6 protein-coding genes are annotated in these 6,074 nt (G+C 71.4%); 4 read left to right on the top strand and 2 right to left on the bottom strand.

Translation table 11 applies throughout. From position 1 onward, the window contains the following. Positions 1–765: 765 nt before the first annotated feature. Entirely contained in the window at positions 766–1,665 is a 900-nt protein-coding gene (locus ACWEOO_RS41795; protein WP_452147796.1) for a hypothetical protein, read from the bottom strand. 39 nt (positions 1,666–1,704) lie between these two features. Here ACWEOO_RS41795 and ACWEOO_RS41790 point away from each other — a divergent pair, with 39 nt between their 5' ends. Both ACWEOO_RS41790 and ACWEOO_RS41785 read left to right on the top strand, forming a co-directional pair. Continuing rightward, a complete protein-coding gene (locus ACWEOO_RS41790) occupies positions 1,705–2,496 on the top strand; it encodes a hypothetical protein (protein ID WP_452147795.1) in 792 nt (263 codons plus the stop codon). A gap of 3 nt (positions 2,497–2,499) precedes the next feature. After that, entirely contained in the window at positions 2,500–3,363 is an 864-nt protein-coding gene (locus ACWEOO_RS41785) for a CHAD domain-containing protein (protein ID WP_452147794.1), read from the top strand. Between the two features lie 3 nt (positions 3,364–3,366). Here ACWEOO_RS41785 and ACWEOO_RS41780 read toward each other — a convergent pair whose 3' ends face one another. Continuing rightward, positions 3,367–4,518, bottom strand: a complete 1,152-nt coding sequence (locus ACWEOO_RS41780) for a DUF1015 family protein (protein ID WP_452147793.1) — start codon at positions 4,516–4,518, stop codon at positions 3,367–3,369. Between the two features lie 24 nt (positions 4,519–4,542). Here ACWEOO_RS41780 and ACWEOO_RS41775 point away from each other — a divergent pair, with 24 nt between their 5' ends. Continuing rightward, on the top strand, positions 4,543–5,646 hold the full coding sequence (locus tag ACWEOO_RS41775; RefSeq protein ID WP_452147792.1) for an HAD-IIA family hydrolase: 1,104 nt from the start codon (positions 4,543–4,545) through the stop codon (positions 5,644–5,646). An 84-nt stretch (positions 5,647–5,730) separates the two neighbouring features. Then, the coding region (locus ACWEOO_RS41770) for a phasin family protein (RefSeq protein ID WP_452147791.1) at positions 5,731–6,074 on the top strand (344 nt) is incomplete at its 3' end.

Genomic DNA, 6,074 nt, shown 5'->3' with positions numbered 1-6,074 from the left:
GGTACTGCGACCGGGTGGTCGTGGGAGAGTAGGACGCCGCCGGACATTCACACTGTTAAGGGCCACCCCACACCGGGGTGGCCCTTAACATTTGTGGAGGGTCGGCGGCCGCCGACCAGGACGTCACCTCCGCTGCGGGCGCGGTAACGTTTGTCCGATTACTGCTCTTCAGCATCGTTAGGAGTCACCGTGGCTACGCCACCTCGCAATCCTCGCTCCGGGTCCGGGGACCGTCGCGGTTCCTCCGGAGGCGCCGGCCGCTCTGGCGGTGCCGGTGGTGGACGGTCGGACTCCGGTCGCTCGAATTCAGGTACTGGCCGCACGGGCTCTGGAGCTGGTCGCTCGGGCTCGGGCGGCGGTCGCGCTGGTTCCGGTGCCGGTCGTGGCGGTTCGGGCACTGGTTGGACTGGTGGGTCGGGCCGTGCGGGTTCTGGTGCCGGGCGTTCTGGGTCCGGGGCCGGTCGTGCGGGGTCCGGCGCGGGTCGTGGCGGTTCTTCGGGTGGCGCGGCGCCTCGTGGTGGCACAGGCGGTCGCAGTGGTGGACCGAGCCGGCCGGGTGGGTTTGCCGGTGGGCGCTCTGGTGGTTCCGGTGGGCGTTCCGGTGGATCGTCGTACCGGGATCGGGATGAGAGTTCGTACGAGAACCGGCGGGGGTTTGCCGGGTCTCGAGGGGATGACAAATCTGAGCGGGATGCGTTCGGTGGGCAGATGTCCGATCGCGGTGGGCGGGACGATCGCTCCGGTGGCTACCGGCGTGACGACCGCTCAGGTGGGCGTGGGGCTGGTGCGGGCCGTGGCGTAGCCGGCCCTCGCCGGGACGATCGCGGAGGCTTCCGGCGTGACGACCGCGGTGATGACCGCGGTGCGTATCGACGGGATGACCGTGGTGGCGATGACCGCGGCGGGTTCCGGCGTGACGAGCGTGGCGGGGATGACCGCGGTGGGTACCGCCGGAATGACCGTGGCGGTGAGCGCGGCGGATACCGGCGTGACGAGCGTGGTGGCGATGACCGCGGTGGATATCGGCGTGACGAGCGTGGCGGGGATGACCGCGGTGGGTACCGACGCGATGACCGTGGCGGTGAGCGTGGCGGATATCGGCGGGATGAGCGTGGCGGCGGTGACCGCGGCGGGTACCGGCGGGACGAGCGCGGTGGTTCGTACCGGCGGGATGAGCGTGGGGATGACGCCCGCGGTGCGCGGCGGGATGAGCGTGGTGGGGACTCGCGGTCGGGGGACGACCGTGGGTTCCGGCGGGATGACCGTGGCGGTGAGCGTGGGCGGGGGCCGGCTCGGGCCGGTGGGCCTGGGCGGAGTGAGCGTGGCGGGTTCCGGCGGGACGAGCGCGGCGACTCCAGGGGCCGTTCGGCGGCCGGGGATTCGCGCGGGCGGACCGGGGGCCGGGACGAGCGGCGTGGGTCCGGCGGACGTGATGATCGGCGGGACGACCGCCGGGGCGGGTTCCGGCGGGAGGAGCGCGAGGAGAAGGTCGGTCCGCGGCGCGACGACCCGAAGATTCCGGAAGGGATCACCGGCGCCGAGCTCGACCGGTCGGTAAAGGCCGAACTGCGGTCGCTGCCGCGGACGCTGGCCGACCTGGTCGCGCAGCACCTGGTCGCGTCGGGACGGTTCCTCGACGACGACCCGGAGCTGGCGTACCAGCACGCGCGGACGGCGCGGCGGTTGGCTGCGCGGCTCGGCGGTGTGCGCGAGGCTGTGGCGATCACGGCGTACCTGGCTGAGCACTACGACGAGGCGCTCACCGAGTTCCGCGCCGTACGGCGGATGACCGGGAACCACGAGGTTCTCGCGATGATGGCCGACTGCGAGCGGGCGCTCGGCCGGCCGGACAAGGCGCTGGCGCTGACGAAGGACAAGCACGTCCACGACCTGTCCGAGCCGACCCAGATGGAGTTGCTGATCGTGGCGGCCGGGGCGCGGCGTGACAAGGGGCAGACCGCGGCGGCGATCCAGATGCTCGAGGTGCCGGAGCTGACGAAGCGGACGCGGGCCGACTGGTTGCCGCGGCTGCGGTACGCGTACGCCGACGCGCTGGCGGAGGCTGGGCGCACCGACGACGCGCTGGTCTGGTTCCACCGGGCCGCCGGCGTCGACGGCGACGGGCTGACCGGAGCGGCCGAGCGAGCCGCCGAGCTCGAAGGCCTCGAGTTCACCGACCTCGACGAGGACGACACCGTCCTGGACGACGAGTACTTCGAGGACGAGACCACCGACGCGGACGACGCAGACGACACGGCCGATGTGATCGACGCGGCGGACGCAGCCGACGTGGCTGACGTAGACGACGTGGATGACGCAGTCGATGTGGACGACGCGGACGCGGACGAGACGGCCGACGTCATCGACGCGGTGGACGCGGCGGACGCGGTGGACGCGGACGCAACGGACGTGGACGACGCGGCCGGCGTGGACGGTGCGGGCAGCGTCGGCGAGGATGTGGGTTCGGACGGGGAGTCCAAGGGCAGCGAGGAGTAGCGCGTGGGGGGTGCGGGTGTGCCGGCGGCCGGCGAGCCGGTGGGGGCGCTGGTGGGGGCGGCGCTCGCCAAAGGTGCGCTGCGGCTCGAGAAGTCTGTCGGGATGGTGGAGAAGGGCGAGGACGACGCCATCCATCAGGTCCGGGTGTCCTGCCGGCGGTTGCGGAGCGACTTGAAGCTGTTCCGCAAGCTGCTGGCAGGCGACTGGGCGACCGAACTGCGCGCCGATCTGGCCGCGCTGGCACAAGCCTGCGGCGAGGCGCGCGACCTCGAGGTGATCGCGGAGCTCGTCCGCGAGAACGCCACCAGCGAGGACAACCAGGAACACGTCGACACGATCCTCACCACCCTCACCCTCGGCCTGGAGCGCGCCGCGGCCCGCTCCGCCGAGGTGGTTCTCGGCGAATCCACCCGGGCCCTGCTCACCACGATCGAAGCCGTCGCGACGGCGCCTGACCTCAACGCCAAGGCGGCCAAGCCGTGCAGCGAGGTCCTCCCGCAGCTCCTGCGGTCGGCCACGGTCAAGTTCACCCAGGAAGCCGACAAGCTGAAGCCCTGGACGCCCGACGACGACTGGCACGAGGTACGGCTGCTGGCCAAGCGAGTGCGGTACGCCGCCGACACCAGCGCCGCCGTACTGGGCGACGAAGCAAGAGCCACCGCCGCGCACGCAGCGACGTACCAGGAACTGCTGGGCCAGCACCAGGACCACTGCGCCGCCGCAGACGCCCTGACCGCCATGGCAGTCGATGCAGCGGCTCAGGACGACCCAGAGCTCTCCTTCACCCTCGGACGGCTCACAGAGCGCCACAGGGCCGCGCGCAAGCCACTTCGTGAGCAGTTCTTGAGCCTGTACCACCGGCCCTGACGCTCACAGCGTCCGGAACAGCAGCCCCACCCGCGGCTTCGGGCCGAACGACGTCGCCTTCTGCGGCAGTGCGACGCCCATCGCCGCCGACCGCAGCACCTGGTCCATCCGGAGAGCTGGAAGCTCCACAGCGGCCTGTTGAGGGCCGGCCAGCGCCAGTGCGTCGGTCAGTGTGTGGTGGAAGGTGACGTCGTCCTCAGCCACACCCCACGCCGGCAACAGCACGTCGTGCAGCAGAGTCACCGCGGGTGCCTCGAAAGCAGTGTGGAGAGTCAGCCAACTGGAACCGTCCGTGACCGAGATCCGGTCCGGTACCTCCTCCGCGCGACCGACCTGCACCTGCCAGTCCGACGGCGTACGCGACCGCGCAGTCGCCAGATCCAGACCCGGTACGACGCGGTGGATCGGGTCCAGCGTCAACGGGTGCCTGGTGTAGTCGACCAGCATCGCCAGACCGACCTCTGCAGTCTGCCGGTACGGCTCCCGCAGCTGCCGCTCCAGATACGCCGCGTACCGGTGGTGCCCGTCCGCGATGACCGCCTCGTGCTTGGCGAGCTCCGCCTCGATCGTCGCGAGCACTACCGGGTCGTCGATGCGCCAGATGGTGTGCTCGGCGCCGTTGTACGTCTCGGCCTCCAGCCACGGCTCACCGGACCGGGCCGCGTCTACAGCATCGCTGGCCGCGCCCCCGTCGGAATAGGCGAGCAGAATCGGCTCCAGGTCGGCGTCCGTGGCTTCCATGAGCCGTAGCCGGTCGTCGACCCAGTGCGGCATCACGTCCTCGTGCGGCAGCACCACCTGACGCGTCGGATCCAGGCGGAGCGAACCGACCAGTCCGCACAGTACGGCGTTCCCCAGGCGCTGCTCGTACACGTACAGCGCGGGCCGTTCGTCCTGCACCACGACGCCGTCTCGCTGCCACCCGGCGAGCCGTCGCGCGGGTTCGTCGTACCGGGCCGGGCCGAGGTCCGGATCGCGTGGAAGGATGAGCCTCACCATGTTGTGCAGATCAGAATCAGTCAGCCGCCGGACGATGGCGGGTTCCAGCACGTCGTACGGCGGCGACGTGACGGCGCCGAGCGCGCTCACCTTGCCCGCCACGAACCGCCAGGCACGCAGTGGGTCGAGTCTCAGCACCCCCCGAGCATCCGGCATGCGCGGCATCGTACGGGGTGAAGCATGAGCGCGGAACGTCAATCGCCGCCGCCGCTGTCGGCGTGTGACGAACCGCTCGCGAGCCGGTACGACGTGGCGCTGCTGGACCTGGACGGCGTCGTGTACGTCGGCCCGGATCCGGTCCCGGACGCGCCGGAGAACCTCCGCAAGGCCGCCAAGGAAGGCATGCGGATCGGCTACATCACGAACAACGCGAGCCGGCCGGCGCGGGTCGTTGCCGAGCACCTCGCGTCGTTCGGGCTGGACGTGATCGCCGACGACGTCGTCACCTCGGCGCAGGCGGCCGCGAAGCTGATCGCGAGCGAGTTCCCGAAGGGGTCGGCGGTGCTCGTGGTCGGCGGCGAAGGGCTGCACGTCGCGCTGGAGGAGTACGGGCTGACCCCGGTGCGGTCCAGCGACGCGCGACCGGTCGCCGTGGTCCAGGGGTTCGATCCGGACGTGAACTGGGTGATGCTCGCCGACGGCGCGCACGCGATCAACGAGGGCGCGAAGTGGTTCGCGACCAACCTCGACCTGACGATCCCGACCGCGGCCGGCAAGGCGCCCGGGAACGGCACGCTGGTGCAGGCCGTCCGGGCCGCGGTCGACGTGGACCCAGTCGTCGCCGGGAAGCCTGAGCCGCCGCTGCTGGAGACCAGCATCGAACGGCTGGAAGCCGAGCGGCCGTTGATGATCGGGGACCGGCTGGACTCCGACATCGAGGGCGCGAACGCGGTCGGGATCGCGAGCCTGTGGGTGGCGACCGGCGTCAACGACGCGTACGACCTGGCGCGGGCGCCGAAGCACCAGCGCCCGACGTACGTCGCTGCCGGGCTCGGTGCACTGGCCGAGAAGCAGGCCGGCGTGACCGTCGAGGGCTCGAAGCACACGTCGGGCGGCTGGACGGCTGAGGTCGTCAACAACGCCGTCACCGTGAAGGGCGAGGGAGCGCCGTACGACGGGCTCCGGGCGATCCTGTCCGCGGTCTGGGCCGCAGTCGACGCGCCCGCCGAGCCGCCGAAGCCCGCCAAAACCACCCGAGGCCGCCGTCCCCGCCCGAAGCCGGCGCCCACACCCGACTCGATCGCCTTGGACGCCGCCCTGCACCGCATCGGCCTCGACAAGTAGCCGCACCACCCCTGGGGAGGGTGGCTGGGTGGTGTTGCGGCGGAGAGGCGATACCGTTGCTGGGGACGATGCGAGGAGGCAGTCATGGTGTTGGACGCACTGCGCGGCTACGTACAACTGGCGAGCGGCTTGACCGAGGTCACCAAGCAGAAGGCCCAGACGGCTGCGAAGGCGTTGCTGCAGCAGACCGGGGCGGACGCGCTGACCAGCCGAGCCAGTGAACTGGCCGACGAGATCGTTGCCACCAGCAAGAGCAACCGCCAGCTGCTCCAGGCGATCGTGGCGAACGAGGTCGAGGGCGCGGTCGCGCGCCTCGGATTCGTCCGCTCCGAGGAGGTCGCGGCGCTCACCCGCCGGGTGAAGGCGCTGGAGACCGAGCTCGCCGAGGCACACGCCGCCGCGTCCGAGCGGGCGGCCGCCGAGCAGAG

The sequence above is a fragment of the Kribbella sp. NPDC004138 genome (assembly GCF_053603655.1).
This window is presented reverse-complemented; position numbering and strand designations above follow the sequence as displayed.